This window comes from Burkholderia sp. IT-111MI5 (genome assembly GCF_949752865.1).
In the GTDB taxonomy this organism is placed as follows: domain Bacteria; phylum Pseudomonadota; class Gammaproteobacteria; order Burkholderiales; family Burkholderiaceae; genus Burkholderia; species Burkholderia pyrrocinia_C.
Window position 1 is genome coordinate 186,069 of the sequence record NZ_CATKIF010000072.1, and the last position, 23,682, is coordinate 209,750.

The 23,682-nt window shown below is 67.8% G+C and carries 19 protein-coding genes; 11 read left to right on the forward strand and 8 right to left on the reverse strand.

What is annotated here, in order from left to right; translation table 11 throughout:
- Window positions 1–321: 321 nt before the first annotated feature.
- The 7 genes from ACM6JT_RS33890 to ACM6JT_RS33920 form a co-directional block, all read right to left on the reverse strand.
- The gene (locus ACM6JT_RS33890; RefSeq protein ID WP_414858089.1) at window positions 322–1,842 is read right to left on the reverse strand and encodes a diguanylate cyclase; all 1,521 of its coding nucleotides are present in this window, start codon (window positions 1,840–1,842) and stop codon (window positions 322–324) included.
- Window positions 1,843–2,004: 162 nt separating this feature from the next.
- The gene (locus ACM6JT_RS33895; protein WP_414858090.1) at window positions 2,005–2,985 is read right to left on the reverse strand and encodes a M14 family metallopeptidase; all 981 of its coding nucleotides are present in this window, start codon (window positions 2,983–2,985) and stop codon (window positions 2,005–2,007) included.
- Between the two features lie 43 nt (window positions 2,986–3,028).
- Window positions 3,029–4,501 (reverse strand): NAD-dependent succinate-semialdehyde dehydrogenase, encoded by a 1,473-nt coding sequence (locus tag ACM6JT_RS33900; protein WP_407972943.1) that lies wholly within the window; start codon window positions 4,499–4,501, stop codon window positions 3,029–3,031.
- 88 nt (window positions 4,502–4,589) lie between these two features.
- Entirely contained in the window at window positions 4,590–5,081 is a 492-nt protein-coding gene (locus ACM6JT_RS33905) for an Lrp/AsnC family transcriptional regulator (protein ID WP_034182400.1), read from the reverse strand.
- 108 nt (window positions 5,082–5,189) lie between these two features.
- Entirely contained in the window at window positions 5,190–6,590 is a 1,401-nt protein-coding gene (locus ACM6JT_RS33910; protein ID WP_414858091.1) for an aspartate aminotransferase family protein, read from the reverse strand.
- A 161-nt stretch (window positions 6,591–6,751) separates the two neighbouring features.
- Window positions 6,752–7,678, reverse strand: coding sequence for a 2-hydroxyacid dehydrogenase (locus ACM6JT_RS33915; protein ID WP_414858092.1), 927 nt, complete (start codon window positions 7,676–7,678; stop codon window positions 6,752–6,754).
- A 12-nt stretch (window positions 7,679–7,690) separates the two neighbouring features.
- On the reverse strand, window positions 7,691–8,551 hold the full coding sequence (locus ACM6JT_RS33920) for a GNAT family N-acetyltransferase (protein ID WP_034182397.1): 861 nt from the start codon (window positions 8,549–8,551) through the stop codon (window positions 7,691–7,693).
- Between the two features lie 399 nt (window positions 8,552–8,950).
- On the opposite strand from ACM6JT_RS33920, the gene ACM6JT_RS33925 reads away from it, so the two are divergent.
- Together ACM6JT_RS33925 and ACM6JT_RS33930 are read left to right on the forward strand one after the other, a co-directional pair.
- Window positions 8,951–9,619 carry a haloacid dehalogenase type II gene (locus ACM6JT_RS33925; RefSeq protein ID WP_034182395.1) on the forward strand — a complete coding sequence of 223 codons (669 nt, stop codon included), beginning with the start codon at window positions 8,951–8,953 and terminating at the stop codon, window positions 9,617–9,619.
- A gap of 209 nt (window positions 9,620–9,828) precedes the next feature.
- Window positions 9,829–11,367: a methyl-accepting chemotaxis protein gene (locus ACM6JT_RS33930; RefSeq protein ID WP_217590586.1), complete on the forward strand. Its 1,539-nt coding sequence runs from the start codon at window positions 9,829–9,831 to the stop codon at window positions 11,365–11,367.
- 40 nt (window positions 11,368–11,407) lie between these two features.
- Here ACM6JT_RS33930 and ACM6JT_RS33935 read toward each other — a convergent pair whose 3' ends face one another.
- Window positions 11,408–11,752 carry a cupin domain-containing protein gene (locus tag ACM6JT_RS33935; protein ID WP_414858093.1) on the reverse strand — a complete coding sequence of 115 codons (345 nt, stop codon included), beginning with the start codon at window positions 11,750–11,752 and terminating at the stop codon, window positions 11,408–11,410.
- 496 nt (window positions 11,753–12,248) lie between these two features.
- On the opposite strand from ACM6JT_RS33935, the gene ACM6JT_RS33940 reads away from it, so the two are divergent.
- The 9 genes from ACM6JT_RS33940 (at window position 12,249) to ACM6JT_RS33980 (ending at window position 23,673) form a co-directional block, all read left to right on the forward strand.
- On the forward strand, window positions 12,249–13,835 hold the full coding sequence (locus ACM6JT_RS33940) for an ABC transporter substrate-binding protein (RefSeq protein ID WP_414858094.1): 1,587 nt from the start codon (window positions 12,249–12,251) through the stop codon (window positions 13,833–13,835).
- 79 nt (window positions 13,836–13,914) lie between these two features.
- Entirely contained in the window at window positions 13,915–14,868 is a 954-nt protein-coding gene (locus ACM6JT_RS33945) for an ABC transporter permease (RefSeq protein ID WP_034182392.1), read from the forward strand.
- A gap of 30 nt (window positions 14,869–14,898) precedes the next feature.
- On the forward strand, window positions 14,899–15,855 hold the full coding sequence (locus tag ACM6JT_RS33950; protein ID WP_034182604.1) for an ABC transporter permease: 957 nt from the start codon (window positions 14,899–14,901) through the stop codon (window positions 15,853–15,855).
- Entirely contained in the window at window positions 15,855–17,726 is a 1,872-nt protein-coding gene (locus ACM6JT_RS33955; protein ID WP_414858095.1) for an ABC transporter ATP-binding protein, read from the forward strand. The genes ACM6JT_RS33950 and ACM6JT_RS33955 overlap by 1 nt, the downstream gene beginning before the upstream one ends.
- A gap of 248 nt (window positions 17,727–17,974) precedes the next feature.
- Window positions 17,975–18,430 carry a helix-turn-helix domain-containing protein gene (locus ACM6JT_RS33960; protein WP_414858096.1) on the forward strand — a complete coding sequence of 152 codons (456 nt, stop codon included), beginning with the start codon at window positions 17,975–17,977 and terminating at the stop codon, window positions 18,428–18,430.
- A 313-nt stretch (window positions 18,431–18,743) separates the two neighbouring features.
- Window positions 18,744–19,478, forward strand: coding sequence for a cupin domain-containing protein (locus ACM6JT_RS33965; protein WP_407973032.1), 735 nt, complete (start codon window positions 18,744–18,746; stop codon window positions 19,476–19,478).
- A 2-nt stretch (window positions 19,479–19,480) separates the two neighbouring features.
- On the forward strand, window positions 19,481–20,806 hold the full coding sequence (locus tag ACM6JT_RS33970; RefSeq protein ID WP_034182389.1) for an NAD(P)/FAD-dependent oxidoreductase: 1,326 nt from the start codon (window positions 19,481–19,483) through the stop codon (window positions 20,804–20,806).
- A gap of 135 nt (window positions 20,807–20,941) precedes the next feature.
- On the forward strand, window positions 20,942–22,219 hold the full coding sequence (locus ACM6JT_RS33975; protein WP_034182388.1) for an NAD(P)/FAD-dependent oxidoreductase: 1,278 nt from the start codon (window positions 20,942–20,944) through the stop codon (window positions 22,217–22,219).
- A complete protein-coding gene (locus ACM6JT_RS33980) occupies window positions 22,216–23,673 on the forward strand; it encodes an aldehyde dehydrogenase family protein (protein ID WP_414858137.1) in 1,458 nt (485 codons plus the stop codon). Before ACM6JT_RS33975 ends, ACM6JT_RS33980 begins: the two co-directional genes overlap by 4 nt.
- Window positions 23,674–23,682 lie beyond the last annotated feature (9 nt).

Consider the following 23,682-nt stretch of genomic DNA (forward strand, 5'->3'; position numbering starts at 1 on the left):
TTCGAAATGGTCAAGAACGCACTGTTCGGAGCGTTCTCGCGAGAGGTTTTTACTTCAGACGTTATCGAGTGCGTGATTTCGGAAGCGACATGGTCATGAAACTGTCACTATCCGCCTGGATGACCATGAGATTGTCGATCGACGCGGGTTCGCCAGCCCGGAATGGAAGGCGTTTCACGTTCCGCGCGCGAAACCGCCGGATTGCCGGAACCGGCGAACGGCGGCAGCGGTACGATCGCGCGGCCGGCGAGCGGTACGCTGCATTACCGGGCGAGACGGAAGTCGAAAGGAAAAAGCGCCCGCAGTCGGCCGCAACGGCCGTCAAGCCGATTGCGCAAGCGATCCCGAGTCGCCGCGGCACACGCGGTTTCTACCGTGGCGCTTCGCCGTATACAACGCGAGGTCTGCCTGATGCGTGAGCGCGTCGATGGACGCCGGGCGTGCGCGATGCCCGGTCGCGTATCCGATGCTGACCGTGAAAGCCGGAACCGTCTCGGCGAATCCGGCGAGCCGGTTGCGTTCCACTTCCGCGCGAATGGCCTCGGCGACCTTCGCGGCGCCGCTTTCGTCCGTATCCGGCAGCACCGCGACGAACTCTTCGCCGCCGTAGCGCGCGGCGATGTCGGCGCGCCGCCGCGTGTGAGTCCGGATGCATTGGGCCAGGAACCTCAGTGCCGTGTCGCCCTGCGCATGCCCGTATCGGTCGTTGTACTGCTTGAAGTGGTCGGCATCGATGAACAGCACCGACAGGCTGCCTTCATTGCTGCGCTGGAGTCGCTTCCATTCGTCGGCCAGCGCGACGTCGAGCGCACGGCGGTTGTGCAGGCCCGTCAGCGGATCGGTGCGGGTGAGGTCGGTCAGCAGCGTCTGCTTGCGAAGATTGTCCCGCAATGCGAATGCGAGCAGCCAGACGACGGTGCAGAAGAGCGTGCAGATGAACGAGGCCGACACGCCGACCGACCATGACATGCGCGTGAAACCGGCCAGCACGTCGCGCTCGGCAGGGGCGACGACGGCAATCAGCGGGGTGCCGGGCACGCGCTGGAACGTATAGAGCCGCAAGGTTCCGTCGATGCGCGAGTAGGCCGCATAGAACCCCGAATCCTGGTTCAGCATGCGATCGAAGGTCTTCGACCGGCTCAGGCGAACCATCTGGTGTTCGCTCAGCGGCGGATTTCTGGCCAGGATGGTGCCGTCCGTGCGCAGGATCGCGCCGATGCCGTTCGGGCCGACGTTCAGTCGGGCAAGCAACTGATCGAAGTAGGCGATGTCGATGGCAACGATCGCGATCCCGTTGAACGCGTGGTCCGGACCTTCGACGCGCCGGGACAGCGCGATGGACTCCTTGCCGTTGCGCGAGCGCGCGCGATAGGCCTCGGATACGTAAAGGCCGACGTTCGCCGAGTCGCGATGGACCTTGAAGTAGTCGCGATCGCTGAAGTCCCAGTGGTGTGACGGGCCGCAGCACCCGTCTATCAGGAGGCCGTTTCGGTCCGTCACGCCCATGCCGGTCACGTATTGCGCGGCCGCGCGCTGGAACAGCAGATCGTGCCGCAGCCCGGCGTCCATATTCCGGACCTCCGGCTTGCCGAGATCGGATGCGAGTGCGATCAGCGCGTTGTTGGACGTTTCGACGGTCCGCGCGATCTCGCTGACCAGCACGGCGGCGACGTTGCGCGAAGTCTCGTGCGCGTGTTCGACGACGCCACTTCTCATGGCCCACAGCGTCATCGCGCTGATGCTCAGCGCGGCGAGCGACATCAGTGTGCCGAGCGCGCCGACGACAAGATGGTTTCGTCCCGCCCAGTCGGCGATTTTCTCGATGGAAGTGGATGCGGACATGCTCGCGCTCGTAGGGAATGCCCGGTGCGATGACCGTGGCGCGCTCAAATCCGGGTTAACGGCAGGTATGCGAGGAAATGGAGGCCTGCATGCGAAGCGAATCGGCGCGGCGTTGCCGCAAAAGTGTGCGGCAGCCGCGCCGGTTGCGCTGAAGCCGATCCGTCAGGCGGGCGCGCCGGATTCGTCGACGAGCCGCCCGAGCCGGACGACGGTGACGCCGGGCCGCAATTGCCGCAGCGACGGCATCACGAGCACGCAGTCGGGATAGGGCGTCACGACCGGGACCTCGTTCGACCAGCCGATCACGGTGCCGGCGTCCGGGAAATGTTCGAGCCCGGTGTAGTCGCCCGCGAAACGAAACACGCCGTTCGTCGCGACCACGGGCTCCGTCACCTGCACGACGCGCATCGTGTCCGGCAGCGGCAGGAACCAGTCGGCGGGCAGGTCGTCACGCTCGACCACGCCGGACGCGACCAGGAAGCGGGCCGTGGTGTCGCGGGCGACGTCCACCGCGCGTGCTTCCCAGTGCTGCCCGCATTCGACCAGCATCGCGCATTTCGGGCTGCCCGGTTCGCCGAATCCCGCGTAATCGCGCATCCGCGTGCCTTCCGGGTGGCCTTCGTCGCGGATCACGGTGGCCGGCGCGCCGACCCGGCGCGCGAGCGCGACACCCTTGTCGAGCGGCCCCGCGACGATCAGCGGCGCACTGCGCTCATGCATCGAATGCAGGTCGAGCAGCCAGTCGGCCGCGTCGACGAACGGGCGCAGCGCGCGGGCGCGATCGAGTTCGACCGAACGGGCCGACGGATCGTCGAGCACGGCGGGCGTCCACACGCGGTTGAAATCCTGGTCGACGAAGCGTGCCGCGTCCGGCTGTGCGGGATAAAAGCGCGCGTAGGCCGCGACGTTCGCGAACGACAGCGTGAGCGTGCCGCGGCGCGGCCGCACGCCGAGCGCCAGCAGCGCGTCGACGACGATCGCGCCGCAGACTTCGTTGCCATGCGTGAGCGCGTTGACCATCACGTTCGGGCCGGCCTCGCCGGATGCGAAGCGATAGACGTGCTCGACGCCGGTATTGCCCGCGCGGTGCGGCGCGAGGTCGGGAAACGAAACTTCGATCGGGTACGGAGTGAAAGCGGTCATGGCGGCGTACCGGGTAACGAAAACGTAAGGAAGGCGCGTGCGATCAGTCGAGCCCGCCCTGGCACAGGTACTTGATCGACAGGTAGTCGTCGAGGCCGTAGCGCGAACCTTCGCGGCCGTAGCCCGATTCCTTCACGCCGCCGAACGGCGCGGCCTCGCTCGCGAGCGCGCCCTCGTTGATGCCGACGATGCCCGTTTCGAGCCGCGCCGCGACGCGCGCGATCCGCCGGACGTCCTGCGTGTAGAAATACGCGGCGAGCCCGAACGGCGTGTCGTTCGCGGCGCCGACGGCTTCGTCCTCGGTATCGAACGGAAACAGCGCGGCGACCGGCCCGAACGTCTCCTCGCAACCGAGCTGCATGCCGGCGGCCGCATCGGCGAGCACGGTCGGCGCGTAATAGTTCGGCCCCAGTTCGGGCAGGCGCCTGCCGCCCGTCAGCACGCGGGCGCCGCGCTCGAGCGCATCGTCGACATGGCGCGCGATCTTGTCGACCGCGCGGGCGTTGATCATCGGGCCGATCTGCGCGGCGGGGTCGGTCGCGGGCGCGACTTTCAGCGCACTGACCCGCGCGGCGAGCTTCGCGGCGAAGGCGTCGTAGATGCGGGCCTGCACGTACACGCGGTTCGGCGACACGCAGGTCTGGCCGCCGTTGCGGAACTTCGCGGCCATCAGCCCGTCGACCGCGGCGTCGAGTTCCGCATCGTCGAACACGATGAACGGCGCATTGCCGCCGAGCTCGAGCGACAGCTTCTTGAGCGTCGCGGCCGATTCGCGTGCGAGCAGCTTGCCCACGGGCGTCGATCCCGTAAACGTGATCTTGCGCACGCGGCCGTCGGCGAGCCAGTCGGCCACCGCATCGATGCCGTGCTCGCGCGATGCGGCGATCACGTTCAGCACGCCGGGCGGCACGCCGGCTTCCTGCGCGAGGAACGCCAGCGCGAGCGCGGTGAGCGGCGTGTCCTCGGCCGGCTTCGCGACCACCGTGCAGCCGGCCGCGAGCGCGGGCGCGATCTTGCGCGCGATCATCGCGAGCGGGAAATTCCACGGCGTGATCGCGGCGACGACGCCGATCGGCTCCTTGACCGCAGTCAGCCGCTTGCCGCGCTGCTGTTGCGGAATCAGGTCGCCGTAGGTGCGGGTCGCTTCCTCGGCGAACCACAGCACGTACGACGCGCCATACGCGACTTCGCCGCGCGCTTCGGCGAGCGGCTTGCCCTGTTCGCGCGACATCAGTTTCGCGAGATCGTCGGTGTGCGCGACGATCGCCGCATGCCACGCGCGCAGGATCGCCGCGCGTTCGCGGGCCGGCGTCGCGCGCCACGCGGGCAGCGCGCGCACGGCTGCGTCGGTCGCGGCACGTGCGTCGGCGGCGCTGCTGTCGGGCAAGTCGGCCACGCGGTCGAGCGTCGCCGGATCGGTGACCGTGAAGCGACTGCCGTCGAGTGCGTCGCGCCACGCGCCATCGATCAGGTTTGCACTGCGAACGAGTTCGGTGCGGGAGAGGGTAAGCGGCATGGTTGGTCCTTGAATGATGTCGGCTCGACGGCGGCAGGCGGGCGCGTCGCGACGACGCACGTACGGCGCGGCGGCCGCCTGCCGCTCGTCAGTGCCGTTCGCCGAACAGCGATTCGAGCGGATAGTGCCGCTTGACGAACGGCGACTTGATGATCACGTAGCTGAAATACTTCTCGATGCCGATGTTCTGCTCGAGCAGCCCTTCGACGATCGTCTGGTAGTGGCTCACGCTGCGCGTGACGAACTTGAGCAGATAGTCGTAGCCGCCGCTCGCGAGATGGCACTCGACGATCTCGTCGACATCGCGGATCGCCGCGACGAACCGGTCGAAATCCTCGCGCCGGTGGTCGGCGAGCGTGACCTCGGTAAACACCACCTGCACGTCGCCGAGCTTCTCGAGCTGGATGTGCGCGCCGTACCCGGCGATGTAGCCGGCTTTCTCGAGCCGCTTCACGCGGATCAGGCACGGGCTCGGCGACAGTCCGACCGCATCGGCCAGTTCGACGTTGGTCATGCGCCCGCGCTTTTGCAACTGGGAAAGAATGCGCAGGTCGATCCGGTCTAGCTTGCTGTCCGTCATGTTCGCGTGAGAAGGCAGAAATGGAATGTCCGGTTACTTTAGAGTCGAACGGTAGCCGCCACAAGTCCGGCTTTCCCTCGCCCGCTTCATGGCTGACTCATGCCCGACTCACGCCGGCTGCGCATGGGCGGCGTCGAGCGCGCGCTGCACGCCCGCGTCGGCCAGCACGTCGTCGAGCGTCTTGCGCACGCGCTCGAACATCAGGTCGAACTCGCCGGCCGTGAAGCTCAGCGCCGGCGCGAAACCGAGCACGCCGTCGCCGAACGCGCGGAACACGATGCCGTTCGCGTACGCGGCCGCCGTGATCCGGTCGGGCAGGTTCAGCGCCGGGTCGAAGCGCGTCTTGCGCGCCTTGTCGGCCACCAGCTCGAGCGCGCCGAGCAGGCCCGCCGAACGCGCCTCGCCGACCAGCGGGTGGTCGCGCAGCGCGGCAAGGCCCGCCGCGAAGCGCGGCGCCATCGCCTGGCCGTTCGCGAGCAGCCCGCCTTCGTGATAGAGCCTCAGCACCTCGAGGCCGATCGCGGCGCTGACCGGATGCGCGGAATACGTGTGGCCGTGCCCGACCACCGCGGAATCGGTGCGGCTGCCCGCGATCCCTTCATAGATTTCGTCGGACATCAGGACCGCGCCCATCGGCGCATACCCGGCCGTCAGGCCCTTCGCGACGGTCATCAGGTCCGGCTCGACGCGTTCGGTCTCGCACGCGAACAGCGGGCCGGTGCGGCCGAAGCCGGTGATCACCTCGTCGGCCACGAACAGGATGCCGATGCGCCGGCATGCGTCGCGCATCGCCTTCAGCCAGCCTGCCGGCGGCACGATCACGCCGCCGGAGCCTTGCACCGGCTCGCAGAAGAACGCGGCGACGTTGTCCGCGCCGAGTTCCGCGACCTTCGCTTCGAGCGCGGCGACGGACGCGGCGATCAGCGCCTGCGGATCGTCGCCGAGCGGGTGGCGATACGGGTAGGGCGACGGAATGTGGTGCTGGTCGGCGCGCGGCAGGTCGAAATGGCGGTGGAACGCGGGCAACGCGGTGAGCCCGGCGCCGATCGACGACGAGCCGTGATAACCGCGCTCGAGCGCGATCATGTGCTTCTTCGTCGGGCGGCCGGTCGCGTTGAAATAGTGCGTGATGAAGCGCACCGCGGAATCGACGGCGTCCGAGCCGCCGAGCGTGAAGTACACGCGGTTCAGCGACGCGGGCGCGAGCGCCGCGAGCCGCTCGGCGAGCTCGATCGCGGGCTGCGACCCGAAATGGAAATAGCCGGTGGCATAGGGCAGCTTCGCCATCTGCTCGGCCGCCACCTTCACGATGCTGTCGCGGCCGTAGCCGACATTCACGCACCACAGGCCGGAAAACGCGTCGAGCAGCGTGTGGCCTTGCGCATCGCGCAGGAACACGCCGTCGGCGGAGTCGAGCACGGTGACGCCGCGCGCCTCGTGCGTGCGGTAATTGACGACCGGGTGGATCAGGTGTTGGCGATCGGCTTCGATCAGCGCGGAGTAGGTCATGGCAGGGCGGGACTCTCGTCGGGTGTCAGCGATGGAGTCATCCTAACGAGCGAGAAATGCGCGCGTGCCTTCAATTTGCCGGCTGAAACGTACGGGCGCGGCGTTTGCACGGCGCGCTTCGGCATTTTCTGCTGCGCCCGCGCGCCGGTGCGGATGAGCGGTCAGTAGCCGCGCGCGCGATCGACGACGCCGATCATCGGCTGGCCCGCGCGATGGCGCGCGAGGTTCGCCAGCACGGCGTCGACGGCGGTGTCGGGCCGCGTCGCGCTGGCGATGTGCGGCGTGATCCGGATGCGCGGATGGGTCCAGAACGGGTGTCCGGCCGGCAACGGTTCGGGGTCCGTCACGTCGAGGATCGCACTGTCGAGCCGGCCGCTGTCGAGCGCCGCGAGCAGCGCGGCCGCGTCGAGCTGCGGGCCGCGGCCGACCTGCACGAGCGACGCGCCGGCCGGCAGCGCGTCGAACACGCGCGCGCCGAGCAGCCCGCGCGTGCCGTCCGTCAGCGGCAGCAGGCAGATCAGGATGTCGGTGTGCGCGAGAAACGCGTCCAGCGCCGCCTCGCCCGCATGGCATTCGACGCCGTCGAGCGTGCGCGGCGTGCGGCTCCAGCCGGCGCACGGGAAGCCGAAGCGCCGCAGCATGTCGAGCACGGCCTGGCCGAGCGTGCCGAGCCCGAGCACGCCGATGCGGCGCGATGCGGCCGCGCGCACCGGCCGCTCGTGCCATACCTGCGCGCGTTGCTGCGCCGCGTAGTCGAACAGGTCGCGATGGATCGTCAGCACGGCCTGCGTCACATACTCGACCATGCCGTCGACGATGCCGGGCTCGATCATCCGCACGACCGGGATATGCGCGGGCACGCGCGACAGGTCGAACTGGTCGATGCCGGCGCCGACGGAGAACACGATCTCGAGGTTCGGCAGCAGCGCGACCGGATCGTCGGGCGGCTGCCACGCGGCGAGGTAGCGCACCGCGTGCGGATCGCCGATGTCCGGCCAGATCCGGAACGCGAGATCGGGTGCTTGCTGGGCGAAACGGTGCGCCCATTGCGCGCCGCGCACCGGATCGGCCTTGTAGAGGAAGCTCATCGGATGCGTGGCTCAGCCGAGCGCTTGATTCACGATCGCGAACGCGCGCAGCGCCGGGTCGCGCGCGGGCGCGTCCCCGCGCGCCATCGCGACGACCGTGTCGACGCGCGGCAGCCCGAGCCCCTGCAGCCAGTCGGACAGGCCGCTGTCGCCCGGCACGTCGAGCCGCACGAACATGCCCTCGTGCAGCGCGAGCCAGTGGCTGATGAGCGCCTGCGCGCGCAGCGCGTCCGGCGCGATCACCGGCCCGATCGCATGGCCGCGGCCGAACCGGCGGAACAGCGCGAAGCCGAGCAGTTCGCCGTCGCGGTCGAGCGCGATGCCGTTGGCGACGTCGAGCAGCGCGTCGGTCACCGCGTCGCGCGGATAGCCGGCCGCGCGCGATGCGAGCGCCGCGAGTCGCGGGCCGTCGTTCGTGCCGAGCGGCCGCAGCCGTTCGCCGGGCGGCAGCGAGATCAGCGGCGGCTGGAATACGGTGCCCTGGTGCTGGTCGATCGTGCCGATCGCGTGGAAGCCGAACTTCGCGTACAGCGGCTCGCCGGCCGGCGTCGCATGCAGGAACACCGTGCGCGGGCCGAAGCCGTCGACCAGCCGCGCGAGGAGTTCGCGGCCGATGCCGCGGCCCTGGTGCTCGGGCGACACGATCACCATGCCGAGCGACGCGTGCGACTCGCCGAAGCGCCAGCCGAGCGCGGTGCCGACGACGCCGGTTTCGTCTTCGGCGACGAAGCCGCTGCCGAGCTGCAGCACGAAGCGCCAGTCGTCGACCCGATGCGGCCAGTTGAATGCTTGCGACAGCCGATGCGCGGCGGGCAGGTCGCTTTCGGCGAACGGACGATAGGTAAGCGTGCGGGAAGGATTGAGGTCGGCCACGCCGGACTCCGGATTGGTAGGAATGACGCATCCACTCTGCCAGCGGCGGCACGGTGCGGATAGGACGATTCGCCTGTTTTTCGGCGATCGCGGCCCGTCGCGCGAAATCGACGCAAACCGGCTCGAACGGCACGGCGCAACGCGCGCTCCGTGCCGGCGCGGACGGTCAATCCGGCAACTTCTGCTGCGTGAACGCCCGTACGATTGAAGCAGCGCAGCGTGCTCGCCGCCCGCCGGGATCGCGCCGCAGATCGTGCCGTGCAGGCCCGGCAACACGCGGCGATCGTGCGTTTCGAGCGGTATCGAACGATGCGCGAAGGATTTATTGCCCTGATTCAATTGCATTCAACCCAGCCCGTCCCCGGCCCTGCCGGGGCTTCACACCGACAGGACGTCACCATGATCCAATTTGAACCGAAATTCATCACGTTCGACTGCTATGGCACGCTGACCCGCTTCCGGATGGGCGACATGGCGCGCGAGGTTTACGCCGACCGCCTGTCGCCGGTCGATCTCGAGGAATTCGTGCGCGTGTTCGCCGGCTATCGCCTCGACGAAGTGCTCGGCGCGTGGAAGCCGTATCGCGACGTCGTCGTCAACGCGATCCGCCGCACCTGCAACAGGCTCGGCGTGAAGTTCGACGAAGCCGAAGCCGAGCGCTTCTACTTCGCGGTCCCGACCTGGGGCCCGCATCCGGACGTGCCGGCCGGCCTGTCGCGGCTCGCGACGAAGTACAAGCTGGTGATCCTGTCGAACGCGTCGGACGACCAGATCATGAGCAACGTCGACAAGCTCGGCGCGCCGTTCCACGCGGTGTTCACCGCGCAGCAGGCGCAGTCGTACAAGCCGCGCATGCAGGGCTTCGAATACATGTTCGACAAGCTCGGCTGCCAGCCGCAGGACGTGCTGCACGTATCGTCGAGCCTGCGCTACGACCTGATGACGGCCGAGGATCTCGGGATCAAGCACAAGGCGTTCGTCAATCGCGGTCACGAGCCGGGCACGCCGTTCTACAACTACTACGAGGTATCCGACATCGGCCATCTCGCGACGCAGCTCGGCCTGTAAGCGGCGCATCGGCGGCGCGCGCACGGGTCGTGCGTCGCGCCGCCGCCCGGGCACGCCCGGGCGAATCCACGGAGCGGCCGGGCCGGCCGCTTCGTCGTGCGCGTACGATCAGTGCACGGATCGAGGGTAAATACCGATGCGATGACGTTCAAGGTGGGGCCGCCAGCGCCGATATATGTACCGAATGGTTAATATCGCGAGGCTCCCGCATGAAGTTGTCCACGAAACTGCTGATGCTCGTCGCGGCCGCGCTGCTCGGCGTCGTATTGCTCGCCGCGATGTCGCTGCAGACGCTGCGCGGCGCGCTGATCGACAGCCGTCGCGAAGAGATCGTCATTCTTTTGACGAAGGCCGAACATCTGGTCAATTCGTACCGCGCGTTGCAGGCGAGCGGTACGCTCACCGCGGATCAGGCCCAGCAGCAGGCAAAAGCCGCGCTGTCGGCGCTCAACGCGGATACGAAAAGCTACTACTGGGTCACGACTGCCGACGGCGTCAACCTGGTTCACCCGAACGCGAAGTTCGTCGGCACGCGGGCCAAGGGCAACCGCACGACCGGCGGCCTGACCGATAGCGAGGCTTACCGCGCCGGGATGGCGCAGGCCCATTTCGCGCTCGTCGACGTGCTGGTCAAGCGCAGCCCCGACGCGGATGCGGTGCCGAAACTGCAGGGCGTGGTCGCCATTCCGGACTGGAACTGGTGGATCGGCACGGGATTCTTTTACGACGATATCGACGCGGCCTTCACCCGGCTCGCGATGGTGCTGGGCGCCATCGCGCTCGTCATCGCCGCGACGCTGGCGGCAATCGCATGGGGCGTCCTGCGCAGCGTCAGGCGCACGCTGGGCGGCGAGCCGGCGCACGCGACGCACATCGCGGCGCGCATCGCCGCCGGCGAACTGGACGTCGAGTTCGATGCGGCCAAGGCCGCGCCGGGCAGCCTGCTCGCGGCGCTCGGCGAAATGAAGGCGCGCCTGACCGAGACGATCGCCGAAATCCAGACCACGACCCATTCGATCGCCGTCGGCACCGGCGAGATCGCACAAGGCAACCTGGACCTGTCGCAACGCACGGAGGAGCAGGCCGCGTCGCTGCAGGAGACGGCCGCCAGCATGGAACAGATCACGTCGACGGTCCGGCAGAATGCCGAGAATGCGCGTCAGGCCAATGCGCTCGTCACCACGGCCAAGGAAGCGACCGAACTCGGCGGTGCCGCCGTGCAGGAGGTCGTCGAAACGATGCGGCAGATTTCCGAAGAGTCGGTGCGGATCGCCGACATTACCGTCGTGATCGAAAGCATCGCGTTCCAGACCAACATCCTTGCGCTCAACGCCGCGGTCGAAGCGGCGCGAGCCGGCGAGGAAGGGCGCGGGTTCGCGGTCGTGGCCTCGGAGGTCCGCTCGCTCGCCCAGCGCAGCGCCGCGGCGGCGAAGGACATCAAGGGGCTGATCGAGGTGTCGGTCGAGAAGGTCGGCAGCGGCAGCCGGCTCGTCGAGGCGGCGGGGACGCGCATGACGGAGATCGTCCGGTCGATCGACCGGGTGGCCGACATCATGGGCGAGATCTCCACGGCCTCCGCCGAGCAAAGCACCGGCATCGAACAGGTCGGCAAGGCGGTGTCGCAAATGGATGAAGTCACGCAGCAGAACGCCGCGCTCGTGGAGCAGGCTGCCGCTGCCGCTTCGTCGCTGGACGAACAGGCGGCACGGTTGAGGTCCGCGGTAGCGGTGTTCCGGCTGGCCGGCTGAGCGGCCGCCCGGGCGAGCAACCGGGCGCGGCGCGCCCGCGTCAGAAGATCACATACATTTTGCGCATCGTCTCGCGCACGTCCCACAGCCTTTCGGTGATTGCGGCAAAGAACAGCGTGTCGCCCGCGCCGAACTCGATCGCTTCCTCGCCATCCGGCGCAAACGTGCCGGTGCCCGCGAGGAAATGCATCGCCTTCGCTTCCTTCACGCCGCGCCGGTAAGTGCCCGGCGTGCATTCGAACACGCCGGTGTCGAACGCCTCGCTGCCCGGGATCACGACCTGCCGGCCCGACACACGTGCGGGCTCGGTGCCGGGCAATCCGGCCGTGCCCCAGTCTTCGGGCAACGCGGTGTCGACTGAGCGGGAAATCTTCTGAACTTTCATGCGTGGGTGTCCTCGCGGTGACGGGAAATCGCCCCGGCGCAGCGGCTGCGAGGGCGGCGCACTGTCGCACGCGCGCGCGGCTGGCGACCAGGACATTTCGCTCGTTTCGATCTGCATCGGCCCACGCACGCGCAATCGACGCAAAACATGCGGTTTGGGGCCGCCGAACGCGTTTCGGATGCCGAACGGGCAATTTTGTCGGTGCAATCTGCGGCGGCCGCCGCTTTACGATTCTGTTTGTCACGCATCTGTCGCGAATGGATCAGGAAGGGGCGGCGGCACACGCGGGCGCGCAGCTGATCATGCTGCGCGGACGGCCCAAAACGGTCGAATCGTGTCGTGCAGGCGCCCCGAATCGCGACAACCGCCATTTTGGCGGTGCTTAAATGAACTCAATGCGTACGACGTTGCACTCGCTACCAGCAGGCGGGCGCGGCGGGAATCACGAACCACGCTGGACCCCAGGACCCACTTTCCACAGTCAGGAGCAGTTCGGATGAGCGACGATATCGACAACGGCGGAGATCACCGCGGCTTCACGCGCCGCGACATGATGCGGACCATGGCGGCGGCCGGCATGATGGCCACCGGCGCCGGCGGACTGCTGATGGGCGCGCAGCCGGCGTTCGCCGCGCCCGCGCCGAAGCGCGGCGGCAAGATCCGCGTGGCGAACGAATCCGGTTCGACGGCCGATACGCTCGACCCGGCCAAGGGCTCGACGGGCGCCGACTACATCCGCTTCTTCATGTTCTACAGCGGCCTCACGCAGTTGGATGCCAGCCTGACGCCGCAGATGAACCTGGCCGAATCGCTGCGGACGACCGACGCGAAGACCTGGGTCATCAAGCTGCGCAAGGGCGTCACGTTCCACGACGGCAAGACGGTCGGCCCGGCCGACGTCGTGTTCTCGCTGCTGCGCCACAAGAACGCGGCCACGGCTTCGAAGGTCAAGACGATCGCCGACCAGTTCACCGACGCGAAGGCGACCGGGCCCGACGAAGTCACGCTCACGCTCGCCAGCGCGAACGCGGACCTGCCGGTGATCCTCGCGACGCCGCAGTTCGTGATCGTCAAGGACGGCACGACCGACTTCACGACCGGCATCGGCTGCGGCCCGTACAAGCTGAAGACGTTCAAGCCGGGCGTGTCGACGGTCGGCGTGCGCAACGACAGCTACTTCAAGCCGGGAATGCCGTATCTCGACGAGATCGAGCTGATCGGCATCAGCGACAGCGCCGCGCGCCTGAACGCGCTGCTGTCGGGCGACGTGCACCTCGTGAATGCGATCGATCCGCGCTCGACGCAGCGCGTCGCGTCGACACCCGGTTATGCGCTCAGGGAAACCAAGTCGGGGCTCTATACCGACCTCATCATGCGCAGCGAAAGCCCGCTGACCGCGAACCCGGATTTCGTCGAGGGGATGAAGTACCTGTTCGACCGCGAGCAGATCCGCTCGGCGGTGTTCCGCGGCTACGCGGTGATCGGCAACGATCAGCCGATTCCGCCGGGCCATCGCTACTTCAACGCGTCGCTGCCGCAGCGGCCGCACGATCCGGACAAGGCGAAATTCCTGTTCCAGAAAGCGGGCGCGCTGGGCGTGACGCTGCCGCCGATCTACGCGACGTCGGACGCGAACGGCTCGATCGAGATGGCCGTGCTGCTGCAGCAGGCCGGCCAGAAGATCGGACTGAACCTGCAGGTGAACCGCGTGTCGGCCGACGGCTACTGGTCGAACCACTGGATGAAGCATCCGCTCGGCTTCGGCAACATCAACCCGCGCTCGAGCGCCGACGTGCTGTTCACGCAGTTCTTCAAGTCGGATGCGCCGTGGAACGAGTCGGGCTGGAAGAACGCGAAGTTCGATCAGCTGCTGCTGGCCGCGCGTTCCGAGACCGACGATGCGAAGCGCAAGCAGATGTACGGCGACATGCAGGCGATCGTCGCGCAGCAGGGCAGGGTCGGCATCCCGGCGTTCATCAGTTTCCTCGACGGCTACGACAAGCGCCTCGGCGGCCTTGGTTCGATCCCGACCGGCGGGATGATGGGCTTCATGTTCGCCGAGAACGTGTGGTGGAACGCGTGACGCCGTTGCCCGTCGCAGCCGCGTTGCCGGTGCGGGTTGCCGCGCCGGCAAAGCTCGAACTTTCCCTGAGGGCCGCGCCATGAACCGCATTCTGCTCGGACTGATCGGCCGCCGCATCGCGGTCACCGCGCTGACGCTGCTGATCGTGTCCGTGATCATCTTCGCGATCACGAACCTGCTGCCGGGCGATGCCGCGCAGGCCGCGCTCGGCCAGTCCGCGACGCCGGAAACGGTGGCCGCGCTGCGCCAGCAGTTCGGCCTCGACATGCCGGCCCACGTGCGCTATGTGCACTGGCTCGCGGGCCTGCTGCACGGCGACTTCGGCCGTTCGCTGTCGAGCGACATGCCGGTGTCCGACATGATCGGCGGGCGCCTGCCGAAGTCGCTGACGCTCGCGGCGATCACGACCTGCGTATCGGTGCCGATTGCACTGGTGCTCGGCATTCTCGCGGCGGTCAAGCGCGAGTCGGCGATCGACCGCGCGATCAGCCTCGGCACGCTGTCGCTCGTCGCGACGCCGGAATTCCTGATCGCGACGGTCGCCGTGCTCGTGCTGGCGGTGAAGCTGCACTGGCTCTCCGCGCTGTCGTACAGCGGCCCGATCGAAAGCGTCCACGATTTCCTGCGCGCGTATGCGATGCCGGTGCTGACGCTCTGCGCGGTCGTGATCGCGCAGATGGCACGGATGACGCGCGCCGCGGTCATCGAGCAACTGAGCGCGTCGTATGTCGAGATGGCCGTGCTCAAGGGCGCGAGCCCCGCGCGCGTGGTGCTGCGCCATGCGCTGCCGAACGCGATCGGGCCGATCGCCAATGCGATCGCACTGAGCCTGTCGTATCTGCTCGGCGGCGTGATCGTCGTCGAGACGATCTTCAACTATCCGGGCCTCGCCAGCCTGATGGTCGATGCGGTCGGCAACCGCGACTTCCCGCTGGTGCAGGCGTGCACGCTGATCTTCTGCGTGGCCTATCTGACGCTCGTGCTGTTCGCCGATCTCTGCTCGATCGTGTCGAACCCGAGACTGCGGACCTGACCGTCCCGTCCTTCTCCCGAGATGCCGAACATGCACCCGACCGAACCCGTACAACGCAGCAGCGCGCTGCCGCCGCCCGGCGATCCGCGCCCGTCGCGGGGCGACACGCCGCCTGCCGCACCTTCTCCCGAGCAGCCGCGCAAGCGCCGCGCGATGCGCCCGGCATTGACCACCGGCGGCTGGATCGGCCTGTCGATGGCCGGCCTGATGCTGTTCGTCGCGGTGTTCGCGCCGTTCCTCGCGCCGCACGAAGTCGGCACGATCGTGACGCCCGACGTGTTCGCGCCGTTCAGCGCGAAGCTGCCGTTCGGCTCGGACTTCCTCGGCCGCGACATGCTGAGCCGGATCCTGTACGGCACGCGGCTGACCGTGCTGCTGGCGCTCGCGGCGGTGCTGCTCGCCGCGCTGACCGGCACGACGCTCGGGCTGCTCGCGACGGTGTCGGGCCGCGTGGTCGACGAAACCATGAGCCGCGTGCTCGATGCGCTCACGTCGATCCCGTCGAAGATGTTCGCGCTGATGATCGTCGCCGCGTTCGGCTCGTCGCTGCCGCTGCTGATCGTGACGGCCGCGATCAGCTACATGCCGGGCTCGTACCGGATCGCGCGCGCGCTGGCGGTCAACATCAGCACGCTCGAATTCGTGCAGGTCGCACGAGCGCGCGGCGAGAGCGCGCTGTACATCGCGTGCGTCGAGATGCTGCCGAACATGATTCACCCGATGCTCGCCGACACGGGGCTGCGCTTCACGTTCGTCGTGCTGCTGCTGAGCGGCCTGAGCTTCCTCGGGCTCGGCGTGCAGCCGCCGTATGCGGACCTCGGCTCGCTCGTGCGCGAGAACATCGCCAGCCTCGGCGACGGCTCGGCCGTCGCGATCATGCCCGCGGTCGCGATCGCGATCCTGACGGTGGGCGTCAACCTGTTGATCGACGGCTTGCCGCATCGCGGCCGCCGCAAGGGTGCGGCGGGCGCCGCGGGAGCACACTGATGCGACACGAATCGAACCCGCTCGTCGAGGTGCGCGGGCTGCGCGTGGTCGGCGGCCGGCCGGGCGGTGCGGAAACGACGATCGTCGACGGCGTCGACTTCGACGTCCGGCGCGGCGAGGTGCTCGCGCTGATCGGCGAATCCGGCTCGGGCAAGACGACCATCGCGCTGTCGCTGATGGGCCATGCGCGCGCCGGCTGCCGGATCGCCGGCGGCTCGGTCAAGCTCGACGGGGCGGACGTCTGCGCGCTGTCCGCGCAGGCGCTGACCGCGCTGCGCGGCCGCCGGGTCGCGTACATCGCGCAGAGCGCGGCCGCCGCGTTCAACCCGTCGCGCACGATCCTCGACCAGGTGATCGAGAGCGCGCTGATCCACCGGACGCTGACGAAGCGCGACGCGCAGGCGAAGGCGGTCGAGCTGTTCCGCGCGCTTGCGCTGCCGGAGCCGGAGACGATCGGCAAGCGCTATCCGCACCAGGTGTCGGGCGGCCAGCTGCAGCGTCTGATGGCGGCGATGGCGCTGATCACCGATCCGGAGCTGGTGATTCTCGACGAGCCGACGACGGCGCTCGACGTGACCACGCAGATCGACGTGCTGCAGGCGTTCAAGAGCGTGATCCGGCGCTACGGCATGAGCGCGGTGTACGTGTCGCACGATCTGGCCGTCGTCGCGCAGATGGCCGACCGGATCATCGTGCTGAGCGACGGCGTGATCCGCGAGTCGGGCGACACCGAACAGATCCTGCATGCGCCCGTGCATCCGTACACGCAGAGCCTGATCGCGGCGGTCGCGCCGAGCGATGCCGAACCGGCGGAGAAATCCGCGCCCGCCGCGCCGGCGCCGCTGCTCGACGTGCGCGGCGCGATCGCCGGCTACGGCGGCCGCACCGCGAAAGGCTGGCCGGCCAAGGTGATCCTGCACGAAGTGGACCTGCACATCGGGCGCGGCCAGACGGTCGGCGTGATCGGCGAATCGGGCTCGGGCAAGACCACGCTCGCGAAGGTGATCGCGGGCCTGGTGCCGGCCACCGGCGGGCAGATCCTGCTCGACGGCGAGCCGCTCGCGCTCGATACGGCCAAGCGCACGAAGGAGCAGCACCGCCGCGTGCAGATCGTGTTCCAGAACGCGGATACCGCGCTCAATCCGGTGCATACCGTCGAGCGCACGCTCGCGCGACCGCTCGCGTTCTATCACGGGATCAAGGGCGCGCGCGCACGGCGGCGCGTCGCGGAACTGCTCGAGCTCGTGCGGCTGCCGCAGGCCGTCGCCGGGCGGCGCACGGGCGAATTGTCCGGCGGGCAGAAGCAGCGCGTGAACCTCGCGCGCGCGCTCGCGGCGGAGCCCGACCTGATCCTGTGCGACGAAGTGACGTCGGCGCTCGATACCGTGGTCGGCGCCGCGATCATGGATTTGCTGCGCGAACTGCAGGCGAAGCTCGGCGTGTCGTACGTGTTCATCACGCACGACATCGCCAAGGTGCGCGCGATCAGCGACGACATCGTCGTGCTGTACGCGGGCCGCCGCGTCGAGACGGGCAGCCGCGACGCGCTGTGCGCGCCGCCTTATCACCCGTATTCGCACCTGCTCGTGTCGTCGGCGCCGGAATTGCGCGCGGGCTGGCTCGACGATGCGGCCGAGCGTTGCCACCGGCCGCTGGTGCCGATCGGTGCGAGCGCGGACAACGCCGGGTTGTGCCCGTTCCTGTCGCGCTGCCCGATGCGGGTGGACGGCGTATGCAATCAAACGGCACCCGTGCTGCGCACCCTCGACAACGGTGCGCAGGTGCTGTGCCACCGCAGCGAGGCCGACCTGACGCGCTTCCAGGCGGAGCCGGCGGCGGTCGTCGCGCCGGTGCAGCCGGTGCGCCTGTAGTGGGCCGCACCATTGGTTCACCGCGCTCGCGCAGGCCGGCGATCGGCTTTCCGCACAGGCTGCTGCGGCAGTCGCGGAAAACGGTGGATTGTGCGTGCGCCGTGCGCGAATATGCCGCAACTGCGCTTCTTGACGGTGATTAAACCGATCGACACCGGCGCGACCGGCACGCCGATCGAGTCGTTCGCGATCGCGCGCTTCGTCGCGCCGGTAACGGCCGCGCAGGCGGCCGCATGAGGATGGCGAACATGGTCGCTCTGTTCCACGATTCGGTCGAAAGTGCGGCGCCCCGCGCTGCTGGCGTCGGGCGGCCCGTATCGCCGGCCATCGGCGACGTGCTGCGCACGATCGATGCGTCGTTCGCGCAGCCGCTGAATCTCGATACGCTCGCGGCGGTGGCCGGGTTGAGCGTGTCGCGTTTCACCGCGCGTTTTCGCAGCGAAATCGGGCTGTCGCCGCATCGGTATCTGTGTCTGGTGCGTGTTCGGCGTGCGCAGGACTTGCTGCGCGGCGGCGTGGCGCCGTCGGTCGTGGCGACCGAAGTCGGTTTCTTCGACCAGAGCCATCTGTGCCGGCATTTCCGGCGGGTGCTCGGGATTACGCCGCGCGATTACGTGAGCGCGCGGTCGGGCGGGGCGCAGGGGCGAACGTCGTCGCTGCGCACGCGCGATGAACGCCGCGGCGCGTCCTGCCAGGCCGCGTAGGCGAAAGCGGAGCGGGCGCGCGGCTGCGACCGGCCCTGGCTGCTCGGTGAAGCCGCCTGCCGGCCCGTGGCTTGCGCATTAAACCGTATTTAACGATCGATTTTCTGGAAGTTAATCAGTCGGGAAGGTCCGAGAAGCATAATTGCAGGCACGAACCATCAGCCGCGCGATTGAATTATTTCGCAACGAATACGCTTTATCCAACAGATCAATACTCCTGACGGTTTCCGGAAACGAAGTCGCGAGAACAACGATTTCCGGTACCGCCCGAGGACATTTCAACAAGATCGTCGCGCAATGCGCAGGAGCAGAAATGACCGTAGCATTCGTGTTGCACCGTGCCGACGGCACGCCTTTGTCAACCGTCTTCCGCAGGGAGTCATTCGGCGAGAACGACCCGTTCGGGCGACATCGGGAGATCGCATGGGAAGGCCCCGACTCGATGGCCGCGGGCCGTATCGGCTTCGTGGGCGAGCTCGACGTGCCGAGCTTTCCGCACATTGAAACCATCGTCGTCGTGGAAGGAGAGCTTACGCTCGAAGTGCCCGGAGCGGCGCCGTTGGTGCTCGGCCCGCAAGCCGGGGCGGTCATCGGCAGCGGCACAACGGTCCGCGTCAGTGCAGCATCGCCGGTGCTTTTCATGTTCTGCGCGGCGGCTTGCAGGAATCCGACGAAACGCGGCCTCTTTGCGCTGCGCGCCGATGCCGACTTCAAGCCGTCCGCATCGCTGCCGGCCGACGTGCTGCTCGGTCCTGCTCCGCAATGCCGCAGTGACAACGTCTTCACCGACGACGGCGCAGGTTACTGCGCGGGTACGTGGGATTCGACGCCGTACCATCGGATCGTTCGCCCGCATCGCGTGAACGAGTTCATGCAGTTGCTGGCCGGCAGCGTACGGTTCGCCGCGCCTGATGGCAGCGTGCTGTCGGTCGGCGCCGGCGATGCGCTTTTCGTCCCGCAGGGCGCATCGATCGGATGGGAAAGCAGCGATCGCGTGGCGAAGTTCTACGTCGTGCAAGACGTCCGGCCTTCAACCGGGCAACATTGATCATGTCGCCTCCACTGCAGCACATACAAACTTCGCCCACGCTGCCGGCCGCGGCTGACGTCGTCGTGATCGGAGGCGGGATCATCGGCGTCTTTACCGCCTACTACCTGGCCCTGCGCGGGGTTTCGGTCGCGCTGGTCGAGAAGGGCAGGATCGGCGCCGAGCAGTCGAGCCGCAACTGGGGCTGGTGCCGGCAGCAAAACCGCGACGCGCGCGAGTTGCCGATGGCAAGCAAGAGCCTCGATCTCTGGGAACGATTTGCCGCCGAATCCGGCGAAGACACGGGTTTTCATCGTTGCGGGCTGTTGTATCTGAGCAATGACGAAGCCGAGTTGTCGCGTTGGTCCCATTGGGGCGAGTTCGCAAAGACCGCGGGCGTGACGACGTACATGCTCGACAGCCGGCAAGCGAGCCAGCGCGGGCAGCCGACCGGTCGGCCCTGGAAGGGCGGCGTCTTCTCGCCGAGCGACGGCACCGCCGACCCGGCGAAGGCCGCGCCGGCCGTGGCCGCTGCACTGATGAAGCTCGGCGGCAGCGTCAACCAGCACTGCGCGGCCCGCGGCATCGAACTCGAGGGCGGGCGGGTTTCCGGCGTCGTGACGGAAGCCGGGGTGATCAAGACCAGAACGGCCGTGCTCGCCGGTGGCGCGTGGGCGTCGTCGTTCTGCCGCCAGCTCGGCATCCGTTTTCCCCAGGCCTCGATTCGTCAGTCGATCCTGAGCGTGTCGCCTGTCGAACAGCGCTTGCCGGATGCGCTGTACACCTCCGGCGTGTCCGTTACGCGTCGGAGCGACGGACGCTACGCACTGGCCATCAGCGGCCGCGCGCGCGTGGATGTGACGCCGCAGTTCCTGCGATTCGCGCCGCAGTTCGTGCCGATGTTCGCGAAGCGCTGGCGCAGCCTTCTTCCGGGAGGCCTCGAAGGCATGCGCGGCGGTCACGAATCGCTGAAGCGGTGGCGACTCGATGCGCCGACACCGATGGAGGCGGTGCGCATTCTCGATCCGAAGCCCGATATGCCGACGGTCAACGAAACGTATCGTCGTGCCGTCGAACTGCTGCCCGAACTTCGTGAAGCGACGATCACTCACGCCTGGGCCGGGTTCGTCGACAGCACGCCGGACGGCGTCCCGGGTATCGGCGAAGTGCCGGGCGTGCCGGGCTTGATCCTGGCGGCAGGCTTTTCCGGGCACGGCTTCGGCATCGGCCCGGGCGCGGGTCACTTGATCGCGGATCTCGCCACCGGTGTGCGGCCGATCGTCGACCCGCTACCGTATCGGCCCGGCCGATTCGGCGAATCCGCGTGGGGCAAGGTCGCTGACTTTTAGTTTGCGGCCGTCACGCGGAAGGCGGTGGCGGCGTTCGAATGATGCGCTTCGGTTCGGATCGTGCGCGACCAACCGGATCGGTGCGGCGAATGCCCGCCGGCTTTCCAGCCTGGTGCGCCAGCTTTGGAGTGTGTGATGCGTTTCAGTTCCTACTGGCTCGATACGTCCGAGCCATTCGTGAGCAGCTCGCCGGATCTGCCTGACGGAAGTTGCGACGTGGTCGTGGTGGGCGGCGGAATCACGGGTTCGGCGGCTGCACTGGCGCTGTCGAAAAAAGGCGCACGCGTCGTCGTCTGTGAAGCCGGCACCGTGGGGCAGGCGGCGTCGGGACGCAACGGCGGCATGTGCAACAACGGCTTCGCGCAGGATTACGCTGCACTGTCGCAGCGCATCGGCACGGAACTGGCCAACCGCTTGTATCGTGCGTTCGACGCGGGTGTCGACACGGTCGAGCGGCTGGTCAGGGAGGAGTCGATCGACTGCGATTTCGTGCGCTGCGGAAAGCTCAAGCTCGCGGCGAAGCCGGAGCACTACGACAAGCTCGTGCGAAGTCAGGCGCTGCTCGCCGCGAGCGTGGATCCGGACACGCGCGTGGTGACGAAGGCGGAACTGCGCGACGAGATCGGCTCGAACCGTTATCACGGCGGGTTGATCTTCGAGAAGAGTGCCGGGATGCACGTCGGCCGCTATGTGCGCGGCCTTGCGAACGCCGCGCAAGCGCGCGGTGCGCACATCCTGGAGCGCGCGCCGGTACTCGGGTTAAAGAGGGAGGCGGGTGGCGCATACGCGTTGCGAACGCCGCTCGGCGAGATCCGTACGCGCCAGGTTCTTCTGGCGAGCGGCATTTCGCAGGTGGGGCCGTTCGGCTGGATCCGACGCAGGATCGTGCCGGTCGGCGCTTTCATCATCGTCACCGAGCCTTTGCCGCGCGAACTTCTGGACCGGCTGCTGCCGACTCGCCGGATGGTCACCGACACGAAGAACTTCGTGAACTTCTTTCGCGTCACGCCCGACAACCGGATGCTGTTTGGCGGGCGTGCGCGTTTTGCGACGTCCAACCCCCGTTCAGACGAAAAGAGCGGGTTGATCCTGCGACAGCAGATGGCCGCCGTGTTTCCCGAACTGGCCAGCGTGCGCATCGACCATTGCTGGGGCGGCATGGTCGACATGACGGCCAACCGCCTGCCGCGCGCGGGCCAGCGACGAGGTGTTTATTACTCGATGGGCTATAGCGGCCACGGCACGCACATGGCCACGCTGATGGGCACGCTGATGGCAGAGATCATGGACGGGCGAGCCGATCTCAACCCGTGGAACAGTTTCGACTGGCCCGCTATTCCCGGCCACTTCGGCAAAGCATGGTTTTTGCCGTTCGTGGGCGCGTGGTACCGACTCAAGGACACCCTGCAATGAATTCACCTGTTCGTCACCTGATGCAAGCCGGAAGGCTGAATCGATTCTTCATCGACGGAGACTGGGTCATGCCCGACGGCGGCGATCGGTTTGCGGTCGTCTGCCCTTCCACTGAAGACACGCTGTGCGAAATTCCACTTGGGAACGCACGCGACGCCGACCGCGCAGTGCAGGCCGCGCGCGACGCTTTCGAACGCTGGGCCGCGACGTCGCCGCAGCAGCGCGCCGCGCTGCTCGACCGCGTTCATGCGCTGATACTCGAGCGTGCCGAACTGTTCGCCACGGCGCTCACGATGGAAATGGGCGCGCCCATCAGCTATGCGCGCGGTGCCCATGTGCCGCTTGCGGCCGAACATATCCGGGTCGCGCGCGACAATCTGGCCAGCTACCCGTTCCGGACCCGGCGGGGGACGACCGCGGTCGTGCGCGAGCCGATCGGCGTGTGCGCGCTGATCACGCCGTGGAACTGGCCGATCTATCAAATCACGGCGAAGGTCGGCCCGGCTCTCGCAGCGGGCTGTACCGTGGTCCTGAAACCTAGCGAGCTGTCGCCGCTCAGCGCGTTGCTGTTTGCGGAAGTGATCGCCGATGCGGGCGTGCCCGCGGGCGTATTCAATCTGGTGAGCGGCAGTGGAACGGAAGTGGGCGCGGCGCTCGCATCGCACCCGGAGGTCGACATGGTTTCGATCACGGGGTCGACGCGTGCGGGCGTACTGGTTGCGCAAGCGGCGGCTCCGACCGTCAAGCGCGTTGCGCAGGAACTCGGAGGCAAGTCGCCGAACATCGTGTTGCCCGATGCGGACCTGTCGCGCGCCGTCGCGCCGGGCGTTGCCGCCGCGTTCCGGAACATGGGGCAGTCGTGCAGCGCGCCGACCCGTATGATCGTACCGCGCAGCCTTCTCGATAGCGTCGAAGCGTTGGTCGTCGCGGCAACGGAACGGATGGTCGTCGGCGATCCGTTCGCCGAAGCGACGACGCATGGCCCGCTGGCCAATCGCGCGCAGTTCGATCGCGTCGGGCAGATGATCGACGCGGGCATCGACGAACGGGCGAAGCTCATCGCCGGTGGGCCCGGACGGCCCGCGGGTTTCGATCGAGGCCTTTATGCGCGGCCGACCGTCTTTTCCGATGTCCGCACCGACATGACGATCGCGCAGCAGGAGATCTTTGGTCCGGTCCTCGCGATCCTTCCTTACGACACCGTCGAAGAAGCCATCGCTATCGCGAACGATACGGTTTACGGGCTTGGCGCACATGTGCAGGGCACCGACAAGGAACGCGTGCGCGCGGTGGCTGCGCGCATCCGGTCGGGTCAGGTGCATCTGAACTACCCGGCATGGGACCCGCAGGCTCCGTTTGGCGGGTACAAGCAGTCGGGGAACGGTCGCGAGTACGGGATCGAAGGGATGGAAGAGTACATGGAGATCAAGTCGATCCTGGGTTTCCATGATTGAAGCAGCTGC